Source organism: Paenarthrobacter histidinolovorans (assembly GCF_014647595.1).
Classification (GTDB): domain Bacteria; phylum Actinomycetota; class Actinomycetes; order Actinomycetales; family Micrococcaceae; genus Arthrobacter; species Arthrobacter histidinolovorans.
The window spans coordinates 40286-62743 of record NZ_BMPM01000011.1; the positions used below are offsets into that span (position 1 = coordinate 40286).

At 62.6% G+C, this 22458-nt stretch carries 24 protein-coding genes; 13 read left to right on the top strand and 11 right to left on the bottom strand.

Annotated elements, in window-relative coordinates; translation table 11 throughout:
• The first annotated feature begins 48 nt into the window (after window positions 1–48).
• Complete coding sequence (gene arfA, locus IEY62_RS19810) at window positions 49–1572, top strand: arabinosylfuranosidase ArfA (protein ID WP_189021111.1); 1524 nt, start codon at window positions 49–51, stop codon at window positions 1570–1572.
• A 30-nt stretch (window positions 1573–1602) separates the two neighbouring features.
• On the opposite strand, the gene IEY62_RS19815 is transcribed toward arfA, so the two are convergent.
• On the bottom strand, window positions 1603–1977 hold the full coding sequence (locus tag IEY62_RS19815; RefSeq protein WP_189021113.1) for a hypothetical protein: 375 nt from the start codon (window positions 1975–1977) through the stop codon (window positions 1603–1605).
• A gap of 143 nt (window positions 1978–2120) precedes the next feature.
• Between IEY62_RS19815 and IEY62_RS19820 the strand changes: the two genes are divergently transcribed.
• Both IEY62_RS19820 and IEY62_RS19825 read left to right on the top strand, forming a co-directional pair.
• On the top strand, window positions 2121–3125 hold the full coding sequence (locus IEY62_RS19820) for a LacI family DNA-binding transcriptional regulator (protein WP_189021115.1): 1005 nt from the start codon (window positions 2121–2123) through the stop codon (window positions 3123–3125).
• Window positions 3126–3158: 33 nt separating this feature from the next.
• Window positions 3159–4259, top strand: a complete 1101-nt coding sequence (locus IEY62_RS19825) for a D-TA family PLP-dependent enzyme (protein ID WP_189021117.1) — start codon at window positions 3159–3161, stop codon at window positions 4257–4259.
• Here IEY62_RS19825 and IEY62_RS19830 read toward each other — a convergent pair.
• Window positions 4256–4777, bottom strand: a complete 522-nt coding sequence (locus tag IEY62_RS19830) for a flavin reductase family protein (RefSeq protein WP_189021119.1) — start codon at window positions 4775–4777, stop codon at window positions 4256–4258. The two genes, IEY62_RS19825 and IEY62_RS19830, sit on opposite strands and share 4 nt — an antisense overlap.
• Before the next feature lie 196 nt (window positions 4778–4973).
• On the opposite strand from IEY62_RS19830, the gene IEY62_RS19835 reads away from it, so the two are divergent.
• From IEY62_RS19835 to IEY62_RS19870, 8 genes are all read left to right on the top strand, one after another.
• Window positions 4974–5276, top strand: a complete 303-nt coding sequence (locus IEY62_RS19835; protein WP_189021121.1) for an urease subunit gamma — start codon at window positions 4974–4976, stop codon at window positions 5274–5276.
• 8 nt (window positions 5277–5284) lie between these two features.
• Window positions 5285–5653, top strand: a complete 369-nt coding sequence (locus tag IEY62_RS19840) for an urease subunit beta (protein WP_189021123.1) — start codon at window positions 5285–5287, stop codon at window positions 5651–5653.
• Window positions 5650–7380: an urease subunit alpha gene (gene ureC / locus IEY62_RS19845; protein WP_189021126.1), complete on the top strand. Its 1731-nt coding sequence runs from the start codon at window positions 5650–5652 to the stop codon at window positions 7378–7380. The genes IEY62_RS19840 and ureC overlap by 4 nt, the downstream gene beginning before the upstream one ends.
• 7 nt (window positions 7381–7387) lie before the next feature.
• Entirely contained in the window at window positions 7388–7864 is a 477-nt protein-coding gene (gene ureE, locus IEY62_RS19850) for an urease accessory protein UreE (protein WP_189021128.1), read from the top strand.
• 141 nt (window positions 7865–8005) lie between these two features.
• Window positions 8006–8677 carry an urease accessory protein UreF gene (locus tag IEY62_RS19855; RefSeq protein ID WP_189021130.1) on the top strand — a complete coding sequence of 224 codons (672 nt, stop codon included), beginning with the start codon at window positions 8006–8008 and terminating at the stop codon, window positions 8675–8677.
• A 13-nt stretch (window positions 8678–8690) separates the two neighbouring features.
• Window positions 8691–9308, top strand: coding sequence for an urease accessory protein UreG (ureG, locus tag IEY62_RS19860; RefSeq protein ID WP_189021132.1), 618 nt, complete (start codon window positions 8691–8693; stop codon window positions 9306–9308).
• A gap of 218 nt (window positions 9309–9526) precedes the next feature.
• Window positions 9527–10399, top strand: a complete 873-nt coding sequence (locus IEY62_RS19865) for an urease accessory protein UreD (protein WP_407671506.1) — start codon at window positions 9527–9529, stop codon at window positions 10397–10399.
• The gene (locus IEY62_RS19870) at window positions 10399–11445 is read left to right on the top strand and encodes a HoxN/HupN/NixA family nickel/cobalt transporter (protein ID WP_189021134.1); all 1047 of its coding nucleotides are present in this window, start codon (window positions 10399–10401) and stop codon (window positions 11443–11445) included. The genes IEY62_RS19865 and IEY62_RS19870 overlap by 1 nt, the downstream gene beginning before the upstream one ends.
• On the opposite strand, the gene IEY62_RS19875 is transcribed toward IEY62_RS19870, so the two are convergent.
• Window positions 11442–12419: a serine hydrolase domain-containing protein gene (locus IEY62_RS19875; RefSeq protein ID WP_189021135.1), complete on the bottom strand. Its 978-nt coding sequence runs from the start codon at window positions 12417–12419 to the stop codon at window positions 11442–11444. The genes IEY62_RS19870 and IEY62_RS19875 overlap by 4 nt on opposite strands.
• Window positions 12420–12571: 152 nt before the next feature.
• Here IEY62_RS19875 and IEY62_RS19880 point away from each other — a divergent pair, with 152 nt between their 5' ends.
• Both IEY62_RS19880 and IEY62_RS19885 read left to right on the top strand, forming a co-directional pair.
• Window positions 12572–13081: an RNA polymerase sigma factor gene (locus tag IEY62_RS19880; RefSeq protein ID WP_189021136.1), complete on the top strand. Its 510-nt coding sequence runs from the start codon at window positions 12572–12574 to the stop codon at window positions 13079–13081.
• Window positions 13082–13086: 5 nt separating this feature from the next.
• Window positions 13087–14133 (top strand): hypothetical protein, encoded by a 1047-nt coding sequence (locus IEY62_RS19885; protein WP_189021137.1) that lies wholly within the window; start codon window positions 13087–13089, stop codon window positions 14131–14133.
• A gap of 292 nt (window positions 14134–14425) precedes the next feature.
• Here the strand turns inward: IEY62_RS19885 and IEY62_RS19890 are convergent, their stop codons facing one another.
• The 8 genes from IEY62_RS19890 to IEY62_RS19925 form a co-directional block, all read right to left on the bottom strand.
• Complete coding sequence (locus IEY62_RS19890; RefSeq protein WP_189021138.1) at window positions 14426–15586, bottom strand: MFS transporter; 1161 nt, start codon at window positions 15584–15586, stop codon at window positions 14426–14428.
• Window positions 15576–15926, bottom strand: a complete 351-nt coding sequence (locus tag IEY62_RS19895; RefSeq protein WP_189021139.1) for a hypothetical protein — start codon at window positions 15924–15926, stop codon at window positions 15576–15578. The genes IEY62_RS19890 and IEY62_RS19895 overlap by 11 nt, the downstream gene beginning before the upstream one ends.
• Window positions 15923–16645, bottom strand: a complete 723-nt coding sequence (locus IEY62_RS19900; protein WP_189021140.1) for a cupin domain-containing protein — start codon at window positions 16643–16645, stop codon at window positions 15923–15925. Before IEY62_RS19900 ends, IEY62_RS19895 begins: the two co-directional genes overlap by 4 nt.
• Window positions 16642–17787: a sedoheptulose 7-phosphate cyclase gene (locus IEY62_RS19905; RefSeq protein ID WP_189021141.1), complete on the bottom strand. Its 1146-nt coding sequence runs from the start codon at window positions 17785–17787 to the stop codon at window positions 16642–16644. Before IEY62_RS19905 ends, IEY62_RS19900 begins: the two co-directional genes overlap by 4 nt.
• Window position 17788: 1 nt before the next feature.
• Window positions 17789–18958 carry an acyltransferase family protein gene (locus IEY62_RS19910; RefSeq protein WP_189021142.1) on the bottom strand — a complete coding sequence of 390 codons (1170 nt, stop codon included), beginning with the start codon at window positions 18956–18958 and terminating at the stop codon, window positions 17789–17791.
• Window positions 18933–20510: an FAD-dependent oxidoreductase gene (locus tag IEY62_RS19915; RefSeq protein WP_189021143.1), complete on the bottom strand. Its 1578-nt coding sequence runs from the start codon at window positions 20508–20510 to the stop codon at window positions 18933–18935. The genes IEY62_RS19910 and IEY62_RS19915 overlap by 26 nt, the downstream gene beginning before the upstream one ends.
• A 23-nt stretch (window positions 20511–20533) precedes the next feature.
• Window positions 20534–21430 (bottom strand): VOC family protein, encoded by an 897-nt coding sequence (locus tag IEY62_RS19920; RefSeq protein ID WP_189021144.1) that lies wholly within the window; start codon window positions 21428–21430, stop codon window positions 20534–20536.
• A 98-nt stretch (window positions 21431–21528) separates the two neighbouring features.
• Window positions 21529–22302 (bottom strand): SDR family oxidoreductase, encoded by a 774-nt coding sequence (locus IEY62_RS19925; protein ID WP_189021145.1) that lies wholly within the window; start codon window positions 22300–22302, stop codon window positions 21529–21531.
• Window positions 22303–22458: the final 156 nt, after the last annotated feature.

The window sequence follows — 22458 nt, forward strand, 5'->3', positions numbered from 1 at the left end:
AATTGACTCGTAAGCCCCGGAACAACCCAGCAGACAAGGACCCACGCTTTGGGAGACCAGAACAACACCGCCAAAATCACCATCGACCCCGCATTCGTCATCGGACCGGTACGGAGAAAAACCTTCGGAGCTTTCGTGGAGCACCTGGGACGCTGCGTCTACACGGGCATCTTCGAGCCGGAGCACCCCAACGCCGATGAGGACGGCTTCCGCACCGACGTCCTGGAACTCACCAAGGAGCTCGGGGTCTCCACAATCCGCTACCCCGGCGGCAACTTCGTCTCCGGCTACCGCTGGGAGGACGGGGTGGGTCCCAAGGAAAACCGCCCAACACGCCTGGACCTCGCCTGGCACTCCAGCGACCCCAACCTGGTGGGCGTGGACGAATTCGCCAAGTGGTCGGAGAAGGCCGGGGTTGAGCCCATGATGGCCGTGAACCTGGGGACCAGAGGCACACAGGAAGCGCTGGACCTGCTGGAGTATTCAAACATCAAGGGCGGTACGGCCCTGTCCGAACAGCGCAAGGCCAATGGCGCCGTCGAGCCCCACAACATCACCATGTGGTGCCTCGGCAACGAGATGGACGGTTTCTGGCAGATCGGCCACAAAACGGCCGCCGAGTACGCCCGGGTTGCGGCTGAAACCGCCAGGGCCATGCGCATGGTGAACCCGGACCTGGAGCTGGTGGCGTGTGGAAGTTCCGGCCCGGACCTCCCCACATTCGGCGAATGGGAGCGCGTGGTCCTCAACGAGACCTACGAACTCGTGGACCTGATCTCAGCCCACCAGTACTTCGAGGATTTCGGTGACCTGCAGGAACACCTGTCCGCCGGACACAGGATGGAAGCGTTCATCAAGGACATCGTCTCCCACATCGACCACGTGAAGTCGGCCACCAAGTCCGGAAAGCAGGTCAACATCTCCTTTGATGAGTGGAATGTCTGGCACATGTCCCGGGACGAATCCAAGACTCCCACCGGCGATGACTGGCCCGTGGCGCCGGTACTGCTGGAGGACCGCTACACGGTGGCGGACGCCGTGGTGGTGGGCGACCTCCTGATAACGCTGCTGCGCAACACCGACCGTGTCCATTCAGCCAGCCTTGCGCAGTTGGTCAACGTGATCGCACCCATCATGACCGAGCCTGGTGGCCGTGCCTGGAAGCAGACAACGTTCCACCCGTTCGCACTCACGGCGCAGCATGCCTCTGGCCATGTGCTGAACCTCGCTGTCGAGTCGCCGCAGCTGGACAGCGATAAGACGCCCGGCTTCAGCGCCCTGTCGGCGGTGGCAACCCACGACGCCGATGCCAAGGAGGCCGTCGTCTTCGCCGTGAACCGCTCGGCGACTGACGCGCTGACCCTGGACGCCGCCGTCGGGAGCCTTAATGCGCACAAAGTAATCGAGGCCATCACGTACACGAACAAGGACCCGTACTGGCAGGCGACAGCAGACGATTCGACGTCGGTCCTGCCGTCCGAGAACGTCAGTGCAAAGCTCGACGGCGGCCGTCTCACCGCCGGCCTTCCAGCGGTGAGCTGGACCATGATCAGGTTGTCCCTGGAGTCTTAGGGCAACAGGGCAGCCAGGTTGCCGGGGGAGCTAGGCGATCTGCTGCGTGCCGTCGTGGAACATCGGGTACGCGGAGATGGGGGTGACGGTGGCCGTGGGGGCCGGCTTTGGTGACTGCGATGCAGGTTCCGGAGCCGGCCGGTCAACGGTCACGATCTCCAAGGATTCCATGTCCAGCAGCCGCCGGGTCCCGGTGTGGTCGTTGAGCCAGAAGAGGTCTGTGCCTGCCACGGTTTTGACCACGGTGCCATGGTGGTACAACCGACCGTTGTGCCACGCTTCGATGTAGTCCCCCTGGCTCAGGGCATGCGGCTCTTCCTGACTGCCCGGCATGGCGCCGAACGCCTCTGCCAGCGTGGCTTGTGTCTTCAGGGCCTGGAACAGGTCCCTGTTTGCGATGCTCATTGTTGCCTCCTCAGCCGGCTCCGCGATGTGTTGGTTCCAGCCTTCCGCATCTATGTTGCGGGCGCGTTGCAGGGGTATGAGCGATGTGTGACGGCTACTTTGTCTGCAACGATGTATTTCACCAGCAACGAAGGAGTGCCTGCATGGCCGTCACCATGAACGACGTCGCGAAAGCTGCCGGGGTCTCGTTGAAGACAGTTTCCAATGTCATCAACAACTATGAGTTCATCCGTCCTGCCACCAAGCAGCGCGTCCTTGATGCGATCGACGAGCTTGGCTATGAAACCAATCTCACGGCCCGCAGCCTCCGATCCGGAAAGACCAAGATGCTCGGCCTGGTCCTGGCAGACCTCTCAATCCCGTACTACGCAGAGCTGGCCTCGGACATCATGAAGGCAGCCTGGAGCCGCGGCTACAGGGTCCTGGTGGAGCAGTCCGGCAATGAGGCAGAGCATGAAAAAGCAGCTCTTCAGGGCCAGTTCCGGAGCCTCACCGACGGCCTGCTGTTCATTCCGCTCACCCTCGGCGCCCAGCAGATCATCGACGCGGCCGGAAAGAAACCCCTGGTCCTCCTGGGCGAATTCGTGCAGGACCCGCGCCTGGACATGGTCCTCATCCAGAACCACGAAGCCGCCGCCGCCGTCACCACGCACCTGCTGGCGGGCGGGCGCCGTCGTATAGCTGTCCTGGGCGCGGACGACGGCGAAACAACCGGCAGTGCCGGCCTGCGCCTCAGCGGCTACAAGGCTGCGCTCGCTGACGCCGGGGTGGAGTACGACCCCGCCTTGGTGGTGCGGTGCGAGTGGCGGCGGGACGGGGGAGCCGGTGCAGTTGCCAGGCTGTTGGACTCGGGTGCGGATTTCGACGCAGTGTTCGGACTCAACGATGCCTTGGCCCTGGGCGCCCTTCACGAACTCCTGGTCCGGGGCAAGCGGGTTCCGGAGGAGATCGCGGTCGCGGGTTTCGACGACATTGAGGAGGCCCGGTTCGCGTCGCCGTCGCTGACTACGGTGGCGCCAGGGCGTGCGGAAATTGCGGAGCGCGCCGTCGAACTTTTGATCGAGCGGATTGAGGGCAACATGGCCGCTCCAGAGGTGCGGCAGCTGCAGGCGGCGTTCGAGCTGCGTGTCAGGAAGTCCGCGACCTGAAAGGTACGTATCCGGGCCGATAGTGTTTGTGGAATGAACGTGATCCCCGCTGAAGTCGTCACCCCTGCCGTCATGATCGACGCCGACATCCTTGGCCGCAACATCGAACGGATGGCTGCCGCCATGCTCAGTAGAGGACTCAACCTCCGCCCGCATGTGAAGACGCACAAGACGTTGGAAATCGCGCGTAAGCAGCTTGCGGCGGGTGCCGTCGGAATCACGGTGGCAACGATTGGCGAGGCCGAAGTCTTCGCGGCAGATGGAGTGAAAGACATCTTCATTGCCTACCCGCTCTGGGTCGAAGCTTCCCACGCGGACCGGCTTCGGGCTTTGACGGCCACGTGCCGCCTTGCTGTCGGTGTGGATTCAGCGGACAGCGCGACGGCGATGGGGCACCACCTCGGAGCGGATGCGGCGAGCGTTGAGGTGCTGATCGAAGTGGACAGCGGACATCATCGCAGCGGCGTGCTTCCGGACGAAGTAGTAGAGGTTGCCAAGGCGGCAGCGGCCGCTGGGCTGAGTGTTCAGGGCGTCTTCACGTTCCCCGGACACAGCTATAAGCCCGGCATGCCGACTGGCGCGGCGGGCAATGAGAACGAGGCACTCGGCCTGGCCGCGACGGCCCTGACATCCGCCGGTTTCGAGGTGACCACCATCAGCGGGGGTTCCACGCCTACTGCGCTGATTGACGGTGAAACTGTGGCCACGGAGCTGCGCCCCGGCGTCTACGTATTCGGCGACGCCCAGCAACTGGAACTCGAACGGTGCACTTGGGATGACATCTCCCTGACCGTGGCAGCCACTGTTGTCAGCCGCCACGAGGCAGCCGGCGGAAACGTGCGCAGGGTTGTGGTGGATGCGGGCAGCAAGATCCTGGGTAGTGACCGTCCGGACTGGGCTACCGGATACGGGCGGCTCCCCGAATACCCGGAAGCCAAGGTAACGGCACTGTCCGAGCACCACGCCACAATCGTTTGGCCGGACTCGTCGGAACTTCCGGCACTGGGGACGAGGCTCAGGGTGATCCCCAACCACGTCTGCCTCGCCATGAACCTCGTGGACGAGGTCACTGTGGTGCGCGAAGGGTCCGTGGTTGACAGGTGGACCGTGGCGGCGCGCGGGCGCAACAACTAGGCTACGGCCGACGCGCCCTCGAGCAGCGTGTGGAACTCACGGTTGTGGTAAACCAGCGGGGCTGAGGCGCCGGGGCTTGCCCGGATGTCCAGGACTGTCGCTGCCAACAGCACGGAACCGCCAAGGGGTGCCCTGTGGACGATGTCGCAGCGCAGAGCCCACTGGGCTTCCCGGAGGAGGGGCTCGCCGGTAGGCAGCAGCTCCCAGTCCATGTCTTCCATGAAGCGCGGGGCTGAGGGGTCTGCGAACGTGCGTGCCAGTTCCAACTGCCCGGCACCTACCAGGTGCACCACGATCGACTCCGCGGCCGCGATAACCGAGGCTGACCGGCCCCCGGTGACTGAGAAGGCCAGCGTTGGCGGATCCACCGCGACGGACGCCACCGAGGATGCCGTGAGCCCCACCGCTCCCTCCGGTCCGGAGGCGGTGACGATGGCGACTCCCGCCGGGTGCGCACGGAACGCGGCCCTGAAGAGCTCGCCGACAGCCGGGGACGGCAGGGGATTGTGATGGGTCATCGCTAAACCTTTGGTGGTACTTGCTCGGAACGACGCCGCTGGGCGCACAGTAATCGATGCTAGAACCTCAACATTAGTTGAGGTCAATTCGGTCCGATCCGACCCCCGGCTGAGACGGATTGGAAACGTGCTTGAAACTTCCGCTCCTTACGCTGGTCACATCAGTCCCAGCTGTGCCCAGCCACAAGGAGATGCCGTGCACCTTTTGCCCCGTGAGCAGGAAAAACTCATGATCGTGGTGGCCGCCGACCTCGCACGGCGACGCCAGGACCGCGGGCTCAAGCTGAACTACCCCGAAGCCGTGGCAATCATCAGCTATGAGCTCATAGAGGGCGCCCGCGACGGCAGAACCGTGGCCGAGCTCATGAGCTACGGAACTACCCTGCTCAGCCGGGACGACGTAATGGAAGGTGTTCCGGAGATGATCCACGACGTCCAGATCGAGGCCACCTTTCCTGACGGCACCAAGCTCGTCACCGTCCACAACCCCATCCGTTAGGAGCCCCCATGATCCCCGGTGAATACAGGCTCCAGGCAGGTTCCATCGCCTGCAACAGCGGCCGTGAGGCGGTCGCCGTCGAGGTGGTGAACCGCGGCGACCGGCCCGTGCAGATCGGTTCGCACTACCACTTCGCCGAAGCGAACCACGCCTTGGAATTCGACCGCGACGCCGCCTACGGTCGCCGCCTGGACATCCCGGCGGGCACAGCTGCGCGCTTCGAACCGGGGGACAGAAAAACCGTCCAGCTGATTGAACTCGCCGGGTCCCGTGAAGTGTTCGGCCTCAGCAACGCAGTCAACGGAAAGCTCGACGGCGGTACTGGCGTTGCCGGTGAACCCCGCCCGGGCGTCGCAGCGGAAAGGGACCACCAGTGAGCTTCGAGATATCCCGCAAGCAATACTCCGAACTGTACGGACCCACCACCGGGGATGCCATCCGCCTGGCAGATACCGAATTGTTCCTTGAGATCGAGAAGGACTACACGGTCCACGGCGAAGAAGTGGTGTTCGGCGGCGGAAAAGTAATCCGCGACGGCATGGGCCAGAACGGCCAGTTGACGCGCGTCGAAGACATTCCGGACACCGTTATTACCAACGTGGTGATCCTGGACTACACCGGTATCTACAAAGCAGACGTCGCGCTCAAAGACGGGCATATATTCAAGATCGGCAAGGCCGGAAACCCGCAGATCACCGACGGCGTGGACATCGTGATCGGCGCCAGCACTGAGATCATCGCAGGCGAACGGAAAATCCTCACAGCCGGTGGCATCGACACCCACATCCACTTCATCTCACCGGAGCAAGTACCGACCGCCCTTTGCAACGGCATCACCACGATGGTTGGTGGCGGCACCGGCCCCGCTGAAGGAACCAAGGCCACCACCATCACACCCGGCGCCTGGCACATCTCGCGCATGCTGCAGGCGGCCGAAGGACTCCCTGTAAACATAGGACTGTTCGGCAAAGGCCACGCCTCCGCCGTCGAGCCCCTCGCAGAGCAGATCCGCGCCGGTGCCGTCGGACTGAAGGTCCACGAGGACTGGGGCTCCACCACGTCCTCCATCGATATGTCCCTGCGCGTCGCCGACGAATACGACATCCAGGTGGCCATCCACACCGACACCCTCAACGAGTGCGGCTTCGTCGAAGACACCATCCGGGCGATCGACGGCCGGGTCATCCACACCTTCCACACCGAAGGTGCGGGCGGCGGGCACGCCCCGGACATCATCAAAATCGCCGGGCTTCCCAACGTCCTCCCGGCATCCACCAACCCCACCCTGCCTTACACCAGGAACACCATCGAAGAGCACCTGGACATGCTCATGGTCTGCCACCACCTCAACCCGGACATCCCCGAAGACGTGGCCTTCGCAGACTCCCGCATCCGCGCAGAAACCATCGCCGCCGAAGACGTCCTCCACGACCTCGGCATCTTCGCCATCACATCATCGGACTCCCAAGCCATGGGCCGGGTAGGTGAAGTAGTGACCCGTACCTGGCAGGTAGCCGACGCCATGAAACGGCAACGCGGAGTCCTCCAGGATCCCTCCGGAACCACCCACGGATCCGCCGAATCCGACAACTTCCGGCTCAAACGCTACGTCGCCAAATACACCATCAACGCCGCCATCGCCCAAGGCATGGCAGACGTCATCGGCTCCGTGGAAGAAGGCAAATTCGCGGACCTCGTCCTTTGGGACCCCGCCTTCTTCGGCGTGAAACCCGAACTGGTCATCAAAGGCGGCCAGATCGCCTATGCGCTCATGGGCGACTCCAACGCCTCCATCCCCACACCACAACCCCGCACCATGCGACCCATGTTCGCCACCTACGGCAAAGCACTTCAAAAGACATCCATCACCTTCCTGTCCCAAGCAGCCATCGACGCCGGAGTGCCCGCCGAACTCGGCCTCGAACGCATCATCAAGCCCGTCTCCGGCATCCGCAACCTCACCAAAGCGGACCTGAAATACAACGGCGAAACCCCCGACATCGCCGTCGACCCCGAAACCTACAAAGTGACGGTCGACGGCGAAGAAGTCACCTCCCAGCCCTCCGACGTCCTGCCCATGGCGCAGCGCTACTTCCTCTTCTAGGAGCCCGATGATCATCGAACAAATCCTGGGCAACGTCCACGAACAGCCCGCGGGCACCTATGCGGGCCGGCACACCGAAAAAGTACTCCTCCCCAGCAGCCTCCTGGTCAAACGGATCCAACGCGTCACCACCGACCACGGCAAAGAACTCGGCATCCGCCTGCCCGCCGGCACCGGGGACCTCCGCGACGGCGACATCCTGGCACTGGACGACCACAACGTCATCGTCATCTCCGTGCTGCCAACAGACGTCCTGGTGATAGCGCCCAGGAGCATCCACGAAATGGGTGTCGTGGCGCACTCGCTCGGCAACCGGCATTTGCAGGCACAATTCTTCGACTCTGCGTCCGAGTATGGGGCCGAGGTCATGGTGTGCCAGTACGACCATACGGTCGAGGACTATCTGAAGAGCGTCGGCGCCCCCTACGACAGGCAAGAGCGGGTCATGCCGGTGCCGTTCCGCCATGCTGAACATTCGCACTAAAGTCATGCGTCGCGTCAGGTTGGGTGCGCGCGCTTGCGCTTCGCTGGGAAGGGGGCCGTGCCCGCTTCGCGATGCCCGCCACGCCGCGGCCCCCTTCCCAGCTCCGCTCCAGCGCACAGTCCGCACCGTCGGTGGTGGGACTTGAGTGCGACATATCAGCTGGCTCTTCAACAGTTGACCGACTCGGCTTTGCCTACGGGGGCGTTTGCTCATTCTTTGGGGTTTGAGAGCTATATCGAGCGTGGGCTTGCTGTTGATGAGGGGTCTTTTGGGGTTTGGCTTTCCGCTTTTGTGGGGCAGCAGCTGACTTATTCCGATGGGGTGGCTATTCGCTTTCTTTATGAGGGGGTGGATGTGGGCTTGTTGGATGGGGTGTTGTCTTCGCAGTTGTTGGCCCGGGAGGTTCGGGAGGCTTCTTTGAAGATGGGTGGGCGGCTGCTCGAGATTGGCGGGGAGGTGTTTCCGTCGGCCGAGTTGGATGCTTATCGGGAGCTGGTCCGGGAGGGGCGTGCCCAGGGGCATCAGCCCTTGGCGTTCGGGGTGATTGCGCGGTCTTTGGGGGTTCCTTTTGAGGAGGCGCTTTCGGCCTATCTGTTTGCCACGGTTACTTCGCTGACGCAGAACGCCGTGCGCGCCATACCGCTCGGGCAGAACGCCGGTCAGCGGGTACTTCGCCAAGCACACGACGCCGTTGCTGCCGCCGTCCTGGATGTAGCACAGCTGTGCTGGGAAGACTTCGGGGCGGTCAGTCCCGGGCTGGAAATTTCACAAATGCGGCACGAACGGCAACGCGCCCGCATGTTCATGAGCTAACTCAGGAGGACACATGACTGAACCCATCAAAATCGGAATCGGCGGACCCGTCGGAGCAGGCAAGACACAGCTCGTGGAACGCATCACCCGGCACATGAGCCGCGACATCTCCATGGCCGCCATCACCAACGACATCTACACCATCGAAGACGCCAAAATCCTCGCCGCCAACGGCATCCTCCCCGAGGACCGGATCATCGGCGTCGAAACCGGCGGCTGCCCCCACACCGCCATCCGCGAAGACACCTCCATGAACACCGCAGCCATCGAAGATCTCAAGGCCAGGCACCCCGAGCTCCAGGTCATCTTCGTTGAGTCCGGCGGCGACAACCTCTCCGCGACCTTCAGCCCCGAACTCGTCGACTTCTCCATCTACATCATCGACGTCGCCCAAGGCGAAAAGATCCCCCGCAAAGCCGGCCAAGGCATGATCAAATCCGACCTCTTCATCATCAACAAAACGGACCTGGCACCCCACGTCGGAGCAGACCTCTCCGTCATGGAAAGGGACTCCAAGGAATTCCGCGGCAACAAACCGTTCTGCTTCACGAACCTCAAAACGGACGAAGGTCTGGAGGAAGTGCTGAACTGGATCCGCCGCGATGTCCTGATGCTCGACTTGGCTCAATGAGCGTGCGTACAGCGGCGGCTACGCCGGATTTTGGGCCGTGCCCGTCCCCAGCCGCTCCCAACTCTCGCAAGCTCGAGTCGGGTCCCTCGCGGCAGTGGGCCCCCCGCGATGCCCGCCACGCCGCGGCCCAAAAATCCGGCTCCGCCGCCGCAGCTGTTGGGTCACCCAGCGGCGGTGAGCACCGCACGTTGACGGCTGCACCAAGCCCCTTTGGGAACGTGGGGCCCCACGCTGGGGTGGCTTTCCCGGAGCGCCCTTTGCGGGGGCGGTTGGAGCTTGGGGTTTCTGTGCGTGGGGGGAGGTCTGTTGCTTCGCGGCAGTTTCATGAGGGTGCTTTGCGGGTGCTCAGGCCGCATTACCTGGATGAGTCCGGGCAGGTTTGCTACGTCATGGTCAATCCCGGCGGGGCGTATCTTGGGGCGGATGTGTTCGTCATTGAGGTGGAGGTTCACGCGGGGGCCGAGCTGCTGTTGACGACGCAGTCGGCCACCAAGGTTTACCGGACTCCGGGATCCTTTGCCGAGCAGCGGATGAATATCAAGCTGGGCGAGGGCTCGCGGTTGGAGCTGATGCCCGACCAGTTGATCGCCTACCGGGAGGCGAGCTATCGGCAGAATTCGCGCATCAGCCTCCACCCGACGTCGAGCCTTGTCATTGCTGAAGTGGTCACGCCGGGATGGTCGCCGGACGGCGCATCCTTCAAGTACGAAGAAGTGCGGCTGCGGAATGAGATCCACGTCCAAACCGGGGACCATGAGGACCTGTTGGCCCTGGATAATCTCCTGATCCGGCCGCCCATGGGGGATGTGACAGGGATGGGGTTCATGGAGGGTTTCAGCCACCTGGGGTCGTTGGTGGTGGTGGATCCGCGGGTGGACCAGGGGCTCGCTGACGAACTGTATGGGCTGGTCAAGGATTTTGACGCGTATTCCGGAGTTTCTTTGACGACGACTATTGCCGGGACCACCGGGCTTGTGCTGCGATCGTTGTCGAACAGCACCGAGGAGCTCAACACATTGCTGGGTGCTTGTACGGGCGTTCTGCGCGACCGTTGGTACGGACAGGCGCCCTTGAACCTGAGGAAGTACTGATGACTGCGTTGACCGGATTCGCCACGATGTACCGGGAACGGGAGAGGTTGTCCCTGCGGACCCGGCTGCTGTTCACCTTCGGTGCCGTGGCCGCGTTGCATGTTGCCGCCGTCGTGCTCCTACTGTTCGGTTCCGTCGGTGGGGCGCAGCCGCTGGCACTCGGGCTGGTGGTCACCGCGTACGTGGCCGGCATCAAGCACAGTTACGACTGGGACCACATCGCCGCCATCGACAACTCCACCCGCAAATTCGTGGCGCAGCACAAGGACCCCGTCAGTGTGGGCTTCGCGTTCAGCCTGGGGCACAGCTCAGTGGTGATACTGGCGGGTGTGCTGGTGGTAGCCGGCGCCACGCTGATCGGGCAGTTCATGGAAGACGGCACCACGGGCAACAAGGTCCTGGGCCTCATCGGCAGCGGCGTTTCCGGCTTGTTCCTGCTGACCATGGGGCTGTTCAACGGCTCGGCCTTCGTTCGTGCCACTCAGGCGTACCGGAAGGTCCAAGCAGGCGGTGACGTGCGTCCCGAAGACCTGGAGGCAAAAGGCCTGGTGGCCCGGCTGCTCGCCAAGCCACTGTCCAAAGTGGAGCGGCCGCGGAACATTTACGTGATCGGGTTCCTGTTCGGCTTGGGTTTTGACACCGCCACCACCATCGGGCTGCTGGTCCTCACGACGACGGCGTCACTCGCCGGCGTCTCTCCGCTCGCCTTGATGGCCCTCCCTCTCGCGTTCACAGCAGCCATGACACTCTGCGATTCCGCCAACGGCGTGGCCATGATGAAGATGTACAAGACCGCCATCCACAACCCGCAGCGCAAGCTCGGCTTCAATGCCGTGATCACAGGCATCTCCGCCGCTTCGGCGCTGTTCATCTCCGTGATCACGCTGGGCGGCTTCATCAACGCCGCATTCGGGCTCAAGGACCCGCTGACAACGTGGCTCGGGGAGATCGACCTTGGCGACGCCGGGCTGATCCTGGTGGGACTCTTCGTGCTTGTGTGGGCCGTATCAGCCTGGCGTGGCCGGAAGGTCAGGAACGGGAGCTAGGAAACCGCCACCGCATTGAACAGCCCGGCAGTGTCCACGCCGAGGTCGGGTGTGTCCAGCACGTTGGTCAGGAACACCACGCAGCGGTCCTGCTCCGGGAGCATCCACCACTCTGTTCCCGCCCACCCCGGGTGCCCGTAGATTCCCCGTGCGAACAGTTCGGATTCGTTGGCGGGCAACTGGAAGCCCAAGCCTGTGTGGCGCAGCGGCTTGGGCCGGGTGGTGATGTGGGAAACCTCTGTGGTCCGCGGTCGACGCATGGCAGCCAACGTTGCGGGCCGGACAGCCTTTCCGGAATCCCGCAGGAGCTCCGAGCCCAGGTTGAGCAAGTCCGTGGCAGTGCCGAACAACCCGGCACCCGGATGCCTCTTCAGGTACATGGCGTCGACGTTCAATCCCGCCGCATCGGTGCCGTGGATGGTGTGCGGGTTGCAGCCGGCGTCGAACGTCAGGCCGCTGGCGCCGGTATCCCCAGCCAGGGACAGGAGTTGCTCTTCGAACGGGCGCCCGTCGGCCCACTCGGCCATCGCCGCAGCCCCTTCGAAAGCGATGTTGCAGTACTGGACCAGGGAACCCGCATAGAAGGCCTGCGTCGCGGAGGTGAGGTTTTCGCGGAGGGGAGCGCCGCCGTCGAGCGCTGGATCGGCAATCCCCGAGCGGTGGCTGAGAAGGTGTTCCAGCGTGACGGTGTCTGTGCGGCCGGCGCCGAAACCGGGCAGGGCGTCACTCAGCGCGTTGCCAAGCGACAATTTCCCGAGCTCCACCTGCCGCATGACTGTCATGGCAGTGATCGGCTTTGTCACCGAGAACAGCGCAAAGTGGTCCTCCGCTGTTGCCTGCCTGCCGCCGTCGGTCCCGAACGCCACAACGTCCTCGATGCCCTGGCTGGAGGCGATCCCCAGCACCGCAACGGGCACGCGCCCGAGATCTACCTGCTTGCGGGCCCATTCTGCCGCGGGTCCTGTCTGCACCATTGCTGTGCCACGCTTTCGCTCGGGGGTCGGTGTCTCGAATCTATCGTGATGGCGCTGCGAAGAAACTTACCGCCACGTGTAACCCCCGGGCCCGGACCGGAAACTATACAAGTATCCTGCAGTTCAGGGCTCTACATTTCAGGGGGACAATCGTGCTTTCAGAGCGCGAATTGGCGTTCATCGCCATTCATAAAGACAGCTATCCATCCGTTTTCAGGTTCGTGCGCCGACGCGTCGAATCGGCGGAGATGGCTGAAGAGATCGCCGCCGACGTTTTCCGGGTCGTCTGGCAAAAATGGTCGGATGACGCCCGGCCGGAGCTCGCCTACTTGCTCGCCATTGCGCGCAACCTGGTGGGTAATGCCTACCGCAGCCGCGATCGCCAGCAGGCTCTGCAGGAAAAACTGCGGACGACGGCGGTGGAACGCTTTGGCGATGACTCCGGGAACGTCGCGGTACAGGATGCGATGGACCGGTTGCGGGTGCAGGACCGCGAAATTCTGCAGCTGGCCTACTGGGACGGCCTGGGTACCACTGACATTGCCGGAGTGCTGCAGTGCAGCGAATCGGCAGCCAAGGTCCGTCTCCACCGGGCACGGACCGCGTTCCGGAAACAGCTCCCGGCCGGCGCCGAAACGACTACACAAAAGATGGGGGTCTGAAGACAATGGATCCGATCAAGAACCAGATATCAGCGATTGACCCGCTCACTATTGATCCAGTAGCGGAACCCAACGGTGAGGAAGCACTCCACAAAATTCTCTCGGGCAGCACTGTGTTCAGCGACAACCGCCCCCTCGCGGCAGTGACGTCCCTGGAGCAGCGCAGGCACCGCAAAGCCCAGATCGCTGGCGGATTGCTGCTCGGCGCTGCTGCCGTAACCGCAGGCGTGCTCGTGGCAGCCAACTTTGGTTCGGTAGACACCGCGCCAGCGCCGGCCGTCACTGCTACCTCCAGTGCAGCGACGCCAACGCCCAGCGTTTCTCCCACTCCAACACCAACTGCTACGCCCACAGCTACGCCGTCGGCAACGCCCACTGCGGCAGCCCCGATTACTACCCCGCCTGCGGTTCCTACCGTTCCGGCGGTGGCACCAACAACTGCTCCGACGCAGCCGCCGGTGGCGAACCCCCAAAGGTTCACCTTCCCTGACGGGCACCTCTCCTTCGATCTTCCTAATGGCTGGAGCGTGAAGACGGAGCCTGGGCCATATGCGTACGAGGCGGACAAAGCTGCGTCCACCATCGCCAAGGTCCTGAACAGTGCCGGTACTGAGGTTGCCGTGATATTCAACGGCAACTATGGCGACGGTACAGGGGGTCTGGTGGACCGAACCATCCTGGACAGGGCAGTGGTTCCCGGTGTTCGGGACAACTCGGGTGAGCAGGTGGAGCTCGGTTTCTCCTCGAATCAGTCGCAGTACATTCCATATGAAGGACCGCCCTATGAGGGCATGCCTTCACCCCGAACGGGACCTGTAGAAGGTCCTCCGACGTACATCATGGATGTGCGAAAGACCTCGGAGCTCAAGGCCGGAATCAGTTCCTCCGGGACCAACCAGGTCCGTGTTCCCAACGGCATCATGAGCGCCTACGTGATGTTTGACATCAACAAGCAGCCAGCTTTCGCCACCCCTGAAGCAGCCAAGGCCTGGATGGGCAGCACCGAGTATGCCCAGCTCAAGTCCATGCTCCTGAGCCTGAGCTACAAATAGCCCAACCAGGTAACAGCAGACGTCGCTCTGACAGCCAGGAGCGGCGTTTGCTGTCACCTGGCCGGGCGCTGCCTCTGTTTCAATCAGGAGGCAGGTACCGAGGTACGTAAGACCTGGGAAGAGCGTGGCGCGCAACCCCGCAGTTGCCTTGGTTTCTTCGTCATGGACGCTACCGCGATTCCGGAGGGACGCCTTGTCTGCTCAATGAGTCGAGACACCCGAATAGCCGCCACAGAGTCTCTTGACCGGGAAGTATTCGTCCCCCTTCCAAGGAAAGGGAACGCTTGAGGTATCAGTGAATTGCTGCGCTGTTTGAAATTGCTGGCTCAGGCGTTTTCTTTTTCCTTCGCGCGAAGCCCAGCATGATGGCGGAGAGGCCGAGCAGGCAGGCGCCGACCAGGGCTGGAGCCTGGATCGAGGTGTCCACCAGCGTTGCTCCGCTGGCGGATCCGGCGGCGATTCCTGCGTTGAACGCGACGACCGCTGCCCCGGAAGCTATGGTCTGGTTTCCGAGGGAACGGTCGAGGATTTCTGACTGTATGAGAGTCGGTAGCAGTCCGAAACAGGCTCCTGCCATAACTGCAGTCGCGAACACCACGACGGGTCCCGCGAAAGCGGCGGCACAGGCGAGGATGGCAGCCTCGGCAACGATGACGAGAAGAGCTCGATGCAGGCGTCTTTTCCCCGCCAGACGCCCGGAGAGTGCTGTCGCGATGATGACAGCTCCTCCGTAAGCAGCCAGGACCAGGGACGGTTGGGTTCCTTCCCGAGCGGCCAGGGGAGCGAGGAACGTGTAGTAGGAGAAGTGTCCAGCCAGTGCCACCGCAAGGATGAGGGCGATGGGCACGAAACTTCCGTTTGAACCTGCTTTGGATGAGTTCGTGGCGGGCGCAGTCCCTGCCTGCGGTTGCGGTGCGTAAATCATAGCTGCGAAGACGCCGCAGGATGCCAGGGCAACGGGAATACGCCAGTCGAAGGAACTCAACGCCTCGGCCGCCGGTACACCTAGGGCAAGGGCGCAGCCATTCCCCAGAAGTACCCTCGAGGTTGCTTTGCCTGTGCTGTTGGGCGAGGCCGCGGCTGCCAGGGACAGAACCAGTGGGAAGAACGCGCCGTGAGCGGCTCCTTGGATTGTTCGCAGGATCAAATAGGTCGAAACATCCGGGGCCGCGCTGGTGGCGAGGCCAAGGGCTGTGAAAACGCCGGCCGTGAGGATAGCTGCTGGACGGAGATCAAACCGTTGGGCGAGAGCGGAAAGCGGAAGCGCCATCACCGCGGTGCTGAGCGCGTAGAGGCTGGAACCGGCTGCAGCAGTTCCGATGTCCGAACCGAAAGCCTTTGCGATGTGTTCCAGCGAGCCGCTGGGAGCCATCTCGACTGTGACGGCGAAGAAGAGTGCGAGGGGCAGGGTCCATGCCGTGAGCCGCCCTGCCCCTCGCGTTTCAGATGGCACGTTCACTTTCGGGCAGCTCGGGTACCCGGGGCGGGAGGTTGTTCGTTACCGTCTCAGGGTAGGTCCTGATTCCTAGCAGGATTGTCTCCGTCACAGCCCGCAGCGTTGCCCTATCTTGGGCAGGTGCCAGCACAACGAACCCTGTTTCCAGCTTTCGGCCTTCGATTTCAGCCTGACCGGCGAGGATGATGACGGCTTCATGCACGCCTTGAATGCCCAAGGTCAGCCCTTGTTCGGGCGCCAAGGTCCAATGCTCGATTGATTCTGTTTCGCTGTGCAGCATTCCGCGACGGATCAGACAGGTCCAGTAATCTGCCGGGTCCGGTGTGTTGATGATCATGAGGCCGGCGTCCGGAGCTCGACGGTAAACAGTTCCACATCGGAGTCAGCCCTCAGCACGGCGGGCGAACCGTCCGGGACCAGGAACGAAATGGGCGCATCGATAGCGGCGGTCGTTTCAGCGAATGAAAGTGTGGCGTTGCCGCTGTTCAGGAATCCGGCAATTTCTGTACCTGGTCTTCCGACTTTCAGGCTCTGCCCCTGAGCGAGGGTGTGACGTTCCACAGCGGCAAGAGGCCCGTCGAAAGTCCCGTTCGTGTCAATGCGGCTGGTGGAGCGGAGGTCGTGGATGCTGGCCGGCATGGGTGATCTTTCTGGGAGTGGGCTGCCTTCGAGGCAGTTCTGCGTATGTGGTGTGAGGGTTTCAATAACCCACCAGTTCAAGGTCGTCGCTCCGGTGTTACGAAGGCCGTGGGTGTTCCCTGGAGATGTCAGGGCGAGGGTTCCCGGGCCAACTTGGTGTGGTGTTCCGTTGAGGAAGAACTCACCGGTTCCATCCAGGATCAGGTAAATTTCCTCAGTCCTGGTGTGGCGGTGTTCACCACTGACGCCACCCGGGGGGAGGGTCGCCCATTCCACGGCTTCTGTCGCGGATTCGAGTTCCCGACGCGTATAGAAGGCCTTCCACCCGGTGGTGCCCGCAGCGCCGTGGACGCCAAGGACGGTGGCGTGGCCGTGGGGAGTTCGGGGCCGCGGTGGGACTTTGGTGGGGACGTTCATGCCGCTGACCTCTCCAGGTCGCGATTCATGGCGCCCGTGAGGATGTTCAGGGCAGCTTCGATGTCCCCGGGTGTGAGGTCGTTGACGAAAGTCGCCGCGCCGATTCCGGTGGGTAGCGGCAGCCGCTGGAGTCCATTGCGGTGCCGGGTCGTGTCAATGAGTGCTGCAACCAGGATGTCGGCGCTCATGGAGGGGTGGGTGACAGGCAAGCCCAGCGTGCGCATGGCATTGAATATCCGGCTGGCTTCCTCTGTGGTTACCAGGCCCCGGTGGACGCTGATGGCGGTGGTGAGGGCCATGTCCAGGCACACGGCTTCGCCGTGGAGCAGTTCAGGCAACGCGGTCATTTCCACGGTGGGAGAGAAAGTGTGGCCGTAGTCGACCAAACGTTCCAGGGTCTGTTCCCATAGGTTGGGTTCCAACTCTTCGAGCATCCCGGTGATGGCTTTGTCGATGATCTGTTGTTGGGCCTCGGTGTGTTGTTGGAACCGGCCAGCCAATGAAGCGGCGCCGTGTTCTTCGAGCAGGGCGAACAGTTCATTGTCCTTGACCAGGGCGATTTTGAGGATTTCCGCGAGTCCGTTGGAGACGTGACGCTGATCCAGGGAGCTGAGGAAGGAGGTGTCGAGGAGGTTGCGGGACGCGGCGAAGTAGGTGCCGATTTTGTTTTTGCCGGTCTGGAAGTTCACTCCGGTCTTGACGCCTACGCTTGCATCGACGATTCCGATCAGGGTGGTGGGGACCCTGACGAAGGGGGTGTTGCGGCGGTAGATGCTGCAGGCGAAACCTACGATGTCGGTCAGGACTCCGCCGCCGATGGCGATTACGGGTTCACGCCGGCGGTCCAGTTTGAAGGTTTCGATGGCTTCGAGGACAGTTTCCACTGCGCTCCATCGTTTCTTTGTTTCGCCATGGGGCAAGACCAGGATCTTGTATTCGGAGAGGTTGGCCGCGGCGTATGCGCGGATCTTCTCGCCGTAGAGATCGTTGACGGTGGTGTCGGTGACGATGAGTCGTCGGGAGCCGTGTTCTCCATCGACCAAAGTCGGGTTGGCGGGGTCAAGGATGTCAAAGGTGGTCTCGACGCTGTATTGCACGTCCTGCTGGGCGGAGACGGTCCATGCGCGGTTGATGGTAGTCATTTCAGGCCTCTCGGGAGATGGTGGGTCGTGCGGGGAAGGGGTTGCGGGAACGCAGTGCGTTGTTGGCTGGGACTTCGACCAGCCGCCACAGCAGGTAGGCGCAGGCGAGGCTGAGCACGAAGGCGGCCAGAATAGTGATGACCGCCGGGAAGGGCTGCAGCGCAGCCGGCCCGACGATGGTGCGGGTCAGGGTCAGGATGATGTCGTGGACCATGTAGAACGCGAAGGATAGTTCTCCCAGGCGGACTGCTGCGGGGGAGGCGAAGATCCCCGGCGGGGAAATGTCTTGTGCTGCGGCGATCACAAGGATCAGCACTGGGATGACGTAGGCGGCGTCCATTTGCCAGGTAATGGGAAGGAAGAGGGACCCCGCGTATCCGAGAGCCGCGAGCAGGAGGGCCGGGCGGAGCGGGATGGTGGGCAGGGTTCTCTCACGGACTGCCCGGGCCGCGAGCATGCCCAAGGCGAATTCGAGGAGCCGGACCGGTGGCAGTGCGTATACGGCCCAGATTTGCGGGATGGAAGCGCCGAACAGTGGTGACTGGGCGTGGTTGGGTCCGAATACCTCCCCTGTGGGGAGCAACCCGGCGGCCAGCGGTGCCAGCATGATCAGCGTTATCAGTGTGGTGCCGATGAGGAGCAGCCGGTGTCGTGGGATGCGGTTCACCAGCGGCAGCACGAAAGGGAACGCGAGGTAGAAGAAGAGTTCGGCCGAGAGTGACCAGCTGGGGTGGTTGATGCTGAAGAAGGCGGTGTCCGCCGGTACCCAGGCGTGGATCAGCAGGAGGTTGGCGGTCGCTTCACCTATCGTGGAGGCGCCGAGCCCGCCGATGGCCAGGGCGATGAAGAAGGTCACTGCATGGTTGGGGACGATCTTGGCTACCCGGCGCCAGATGAACCGTCCGGGGGTGTCCCCGGCGCGGGCTGACCACATCAGGACGAACCCGGAGAGGATAAAGAAGAACGTCACGCCCAACCATCCGCCGTTCTTGAGGATGAACTGCAGCGGTTCAACTACGTCTGAGTCGCCGATGTAGAAGCGGTTCAGGCTGATGTGGAAGGCGAAAACAAGCAGCGCGGCGTAGAAGCGGAGCCCTGTCAGGGCGTCCAGGCGGCGTGCAGTTATCGAAAGTGTTCCGGTCGGTTCAGGCAAGAGGGATGCTTTGGGCATGGGAGAACACTCCCTTCGGGTCGTAGGTGGCGCGTGCGCGTTTGAGACGGGGCAGGTTGCCCTTGTAGTAGAGGTCGAACGACGTCAGCCCGGAGGTGTTCCAGGTGCTGTCGTCCAGGTCCGTGTCTGCGTAGTTGACGAAAGCGCCATCTGCCGTGGAGTTCAGCGGAGGGACTCCGCCGGTGGAGGCGAACATGCCCCTGTAGGTGTTACGGGTCCAGGTGACGTTGGCTTGGTCATCTTCGGGGTTATCCCAGATGGATACGACTTGGAATTTGATGATGGAGTCCCGTTGGGGGACAGCTGTCGCGTCCGGGGCGACGGTGTTCACGGCACCCCCGTAGGAGGCGATCATCAGCAACGCTCCGGGGTTGGTGATCGTTGGATCGTTCAGGCCGCGGTAGGCAGCGGCGATCGCTTCGGGCGTGTAGGTTCGACGAAGGTAGGCTGACTTGCCTTTGAATCGGCGGGTCGAGTCGGGCCCGGTAAAACCGGACCATTGCGTGGCCTGCATCCACGGCACGAGTCGTCGCTGGGTTACCTTCGCCGGAGGGATTCCCGCCGAGATCGCTGCCAGGTAGCGGTTCAGGACGCCTTCGGCGTCAGGGGTTGCTGCATCGACGATGGTGTCCATGGTGATGAAGCCGTTGGAGCGGTGCCATGTTTTGAGTTGGGCAAAAAGGTTCGCTTCCGGGGTTCCCGGGGCAGCGTGGTTTTCGTGCCATTGGCCGTGGTTGTTCAGCAACCGGGTAAATGATGCTTCATCGATGCCTTCCCAGGACCAGGAAACGGTGCTGAGCCATACATGGCGCGGCGGCGAAGGCAGTGACTTCTCCGGTTTGGTATCCGCCGCTGAGGGGCTGCGGAGCCAGTAGCGGGTCGCGATGCCGAAATTCCCTCCCCCGCCCCCGGTGTAGGCCCACCACAAATCGTGGTGTCTGTCCTGTGGGTTCCGGGTGCCGCGGCTGACAGTCACAGAACCGTCCTGGCGGACGTGGACGGCTTCGACGGCGAGGAGGTGGTCGACGACCAGGCCGTCGCGTCGGTTCATTGAACCGTAGCCGCCGCCGGCGATGTGCCCACCGGCAGCAACGGTGGGGCAGTTACCGGCGGGCACGTAGACACCCCACTGTTTGTAGAGCAGCTGGTAGACCAGCCCGAGCTGTGCGCCGGCGCCTATTTCGAAGGCATTCATCTCCGGGTCCCAGCGGACTTGGTCCATGGCGGAGAGGTCGATAATGGATTTCACTGCCGGGTTGGAGACGAAACCTTCGTAGCAGTGCCCTCCGCTGCGGGCAGACGGTCGCAGTCCCAGCCGTAGGACGGTGCGGAGTTCTTCGGCTACCTCAGCTGATGTGCGTGGGAAAGCAATGCGTTGGGCCTGTCCTTTCCACCGCAAATTAGTGCCTTGTTGAAGATCCTCGAATTGTTCGGAATCCGAGGTGATGACTTGATAACTGCCGGTTCGCGTTTGGGCCCCGGCCGCTTCGGCGCGGGCGGGCGCACCGCTCAGGGCGATGGCGCCCAATAGTGCTCCGCTTGCGCTGAGCATTGACCGTCGGGAGGCGGTGTGGTTCAAGAGAACGCTCCGATCGCGATGGGGGTGCGGAGCGCGACGGCGTCTTTTTCGTAGGGAAGGGTGCCGTCGGGCATGTTGATGATCTCCAGCTGAAGCCCGAACGGGGAGTTGAGGTAAACCCACCTGTCTCCCGCGATCGGTCCGTCAGTGATGGTCTCAGGTTCACCCAAGGGGACGTAGCCGCCGGTTTTTCGGAAGGAAGTTACGGCCTTGTCCACGTCATCGGCGTGGAATGCTACGTGATGACCACCCAGGTCGCTGTTGGCAGGCCGAGGTGACGGCGACTGTCCATGGAGCACTGCCACGGGGAGCCCGTGGTCGCTGGCGAAGAGGTAGCCAGTGGCCCCGAATGCTGTGATGGCCTCGTGTTTGCTGAAGCCGAGCGTGGATGTCAGTTCGCGTTGGGCCGTGGCGAAGTCGTACCGGCTCAGTGCAACTGCCCCGAGGAGACGCTGCGCTGGTCTGTGTTGGATTGCCAAGTGGATCCCGGAAGGCAGTGCTACGTCATATCCGTTGATCGGATGCTCGATGGGGCGGACGGTCGCGTTCTCGTTGTACAGCCTGGCGATCACGCGGTCAGGGTTCGGGGTCTGGAAGATGAGGAAGAAACTCCCGGCCGCCCCTGGGGGAGTGTCCCAGGAGCGGCGTTCGGCGCCGTCGTACTCGAAAAGTTCGAGATTGGTCCCCCGAACATTCATTGCCGCCACCGACAACGAGCAGTTTCCCCGGGCTCCTAGTTTCGCTGCCATCCATCCGGGCTCCCGTTCAGTGATCGGGCCTTCGATGTAGCAGACCTCAGCGCCAAGGGCGTTCCTCAGGTCGTGGGTCGCTTGGTGAAGCGATCTGATAGTGAGACCGAAGTGGTCAATGCCGCGAATTCGGGCACGGTTCATGATTCCCCCTGAATGTGATGCGAGTCAGACCTGGGTTTGGCCTGTGCGGATGTGACGCATTTGGACGCGGTAACGGTCCGGTACTGCTGATAAGCCGGTTAGATGTTGGTGCCGCCGGTGGCATCGATTTTCTGCCCTGTGATCCAGCGCGCTTCGTCTGAGGCAAGGAATGCCACAATGCTTGCGATGTCGTCGGGCTGGCCCACGCGGCCCAGAGCGCTGCTGGCGGCGACCCCGGCCTGGGCTTCGTCGTTGCCGCGGAGCCAACCAGCATTGATATCCGTGTCCACCACTCCAGGGGCTACCGAGTTCACGGTGATTTCCCGGGGTCCCAAGTGCTTGGCGAGGGTCAAGGTGAAGGCTTCGATGGCGCCCTTGGTGAGGGCGTAACCAATGATTTCCGGGAATGCTATGCGGGTCACGCCGGAGGAGATGTTGATGATGCGGCCCCCGTCAGCGATCCGGGTCAGCCCTTCTTTCACGATGAAGTACGGCGCATTGACGTTGATGGCCTGCTGGGTTAGGAAGTCTTCCCGGCTGAAGTCCTCAATCGCTCCTCGCAGGGTGACCCCGGCATTGTTCACGAGAACGTGGATCGGCTGGTTCAAGACGCCGGCTTCGGCCGCGGCTTTGTCGTAGGCCGCCCAGAAATCCTGTGCCGCGGTATCGGCTCCAAGGTCTGCTTGGAAAGGGAAGGCCTTGCCACCCGCAGCTTCGATTGAGGCCACCACTGCGGCGGCCGCGTCCTTGTCCTTTCCGTAGTGGACGGCGACAGTCAGGCCTGCTGCGGCAAGGCGGGATGAGATTGCCGCGCCGATACCTCGGCTGGCTCCGGTGACAACGGCGATGTGTTCTTTGTGTGTTTCGCTCATGAATGAGATACTTGCATACGTTTAGCGATCACTACAAGAAAGATGTCGAAAACTTATTTGTGGCGCTGGCCACAGCAGATAAACCACTCTCGTGGAGGCGGCTGGAATAGAAACAAGCTGCTGGGGGCTCTTCTTGAGAGGATCAACGAGAGGACG

What these genes read in the sequence shown, in the direction of transcription:
- IEY62_RS19820 (WP_189021115.1), top strand. Translation starts at nt 2,121, where the DNA reads ATGGCCGTCACCATGAACGACGTCGCGAAAGCTGCCGGGGTCTCGTTG.
- IEY62_RS19915 (WP_189021143.1), bottom strand. Translation starts at nt 20,510, where the DNA reads ATGCTCAGCGCAAGCGGAGCACTATTGGGCGCCATCGCCCTGAGCGGT.
- IEY62_RS19905 (WP_189021141.1), bottom strand. Translation starts at nt 17,787, where the DNA reads ATGACTACCATCAACCGCGCATGGACCGTCTCCGCCCAGCAGGACGTG.
- IEY62_RS19840 (WP_189021123.1), top strand. Translation starts at nt 5,285, where the DNA reads ATGATCCCCGGTGAATACAGGCTCCAGGCAGGTTCCATCGCCTGCAAC.
- IEY62_RS19815 (WP_189021113.1), bottom strand. Translation starts at nt 1,977, where the DNA reads ATGAGCATCGCAAACAGGGACCTGTTCCAGGCCCTGAAGACACAAGCC.
- IEY62_RS19900 (WP_189021140.1), bottom strand. Translation starts at nt 16,645, where the DNA reads ATGAACGTCCCCACCAAAGTCCCACCGCGGCCCCGAACTCCCCACGGC.
- IEY62_RS19875 (WP_189021135.1), bottom strand. Translation starts at nt 12,419, where the DNA reads ATGGTGCAGACAGGACCCGCGGCAGAATGGGCCCGCAAGCAGGTAGAT.
- IEY62_RS19925 (WP_189021145.1), bottom strand. Translation starts at nt 22,302, where the DNA reads ATGAGCGAAACACACAAAGAACACATCGCCGTTGTCACCGGAGCCAGC.
- IEY62_RS19885 (WP_189021137.1), top strand. Translation starts at nt 13,087, where the DNA reads ATGGATCCGATCAAGAACCAGATATCAGCGATTGACCCGCTCACTATT.
- IEY62_RS19825 (WP_189021117.1), top strand. Translation starts at nt 3,159, where the DNA reads ATGAACGTGATCCCCGCTGAAGTCGTCACCCCTGCCGTCATGATCGAC.
- ureG (WP_189021132.1), top strand. Translation starts at nt 8,691, where the DNA reads ATGACTGAACCCATCAAAATCGGAATCGGCGGACCCGTCGGAGCAGGC.
- IEY62_RS19895 (WP_189021139.1), bottom strand. Translation starts at nt 15,926, where the DNA reads ATGATCATCAACACACCGGACCCGGCAGATTACTGGACCTGTCTGATC.
- IEY62_RS19910 (WP_189021142.1), bottom strand. Translation starts at nt 18,958, where the DNA reads ATGCCCAAAGCATCCCTCTTGCCTGAACCGACCGGAACACTTTCGATA.
- IEY62_RS19830 (WP_189021119.1), bottom strand. Translation starts at nt 4,777, where the DNA reads ATGACCCATCACAATCCCCTGCCGTCCCCGGCTGTCGGCGAGCTCTTC.
- IEY62_RS19920 (WP_189021144.1), bottom strand. Translation starts at nt 21,430, where the DNA reads ATGAACCGTGCCCGAATTCGCGGCATTGACCACTTCGGTCTCACTATC.
- IEY62_RS19870 (WP_189021134.1), top strand. Translation starts at nt 10,399, where the DNA reads ATGACTGCGTTGACCGGATTCGCCACGATGTACCGGGAACGGGAGAGG.
- ureE (WP_189021128.1), top strand. Translation starts at nt 7,388, where the DNA reads ATGATCATCGAACAAATCCTGGGCAACGTCCACGAACAGCCCGCGGGC.